This window comes from Bacillus sp. JJ1532, assembly GCF_036965085.1.
Lineage (GTDB): Bacteria > Bacillota > Bacilli > Bacillales > Cytobacillaceae > Cytobacillus.
On record NZ_JBALOW010000044.1, the window covers coordinates 8,756 to 9,239 of the forward strand.

Consider the following 484-nt stretch of genomic DNA (forward strand, 5'->3'; position numbering starts at 1 on the left):
AGAGGCTATTAAACAATTAAATAACAAAGGGATGGAACCGATTGTAATTGGAAAAGGCAATCAGATAATAAAACAGCTTCCAGAAGCTAGCTCAAACTTGCTTTCGAAAGAAAAGGTTATGATTCGAACAGATGGGCAATTAACGATTCCGGATATGACAGGTTGGTCATTGCGAGACGTAATGAAGATTGCCAAGCTAGGAAATTTAAAGCTAAATTCTGTTGGAAATGGATATGTAAAGAAGCAAAATTTAAAACCTGGTGCATTATTTAACGAAGGTGAATATTTAATAGTAGAGTTAGAGCCTCCGATTGAAAAATACAGAGTGGACGAAGAGGAGCAAACAGTAGAAGACGAGGAAGAAACGATTGAAGTGAAAGATTAAACAAAGAACTGAAGACCATAACAAAATATATGGAGTGATAATCAAAGTTTTTGATTATTTGTCCAATGTTCTGTTGGTCTTTTTTTATTGTCTAGCTTC

At 34.7% G+C, this 484-nt stretch carries 1 protein-coding gene; it reads left to right on the forward strand.

The genetic code is table 11. From position 1 onward, the window contains the following. A partial coding sequence (locus V7122_RS14835) for a PASTA domain-containing protein (RefSeq protein ID WP_335527403.1) occupies nucleotides 1–385 on the forward strand: 385 nt, incomplete at its 5' end. Between the last annotated feature and the right edge of the window lie 99 nt (nucleotides 386–484).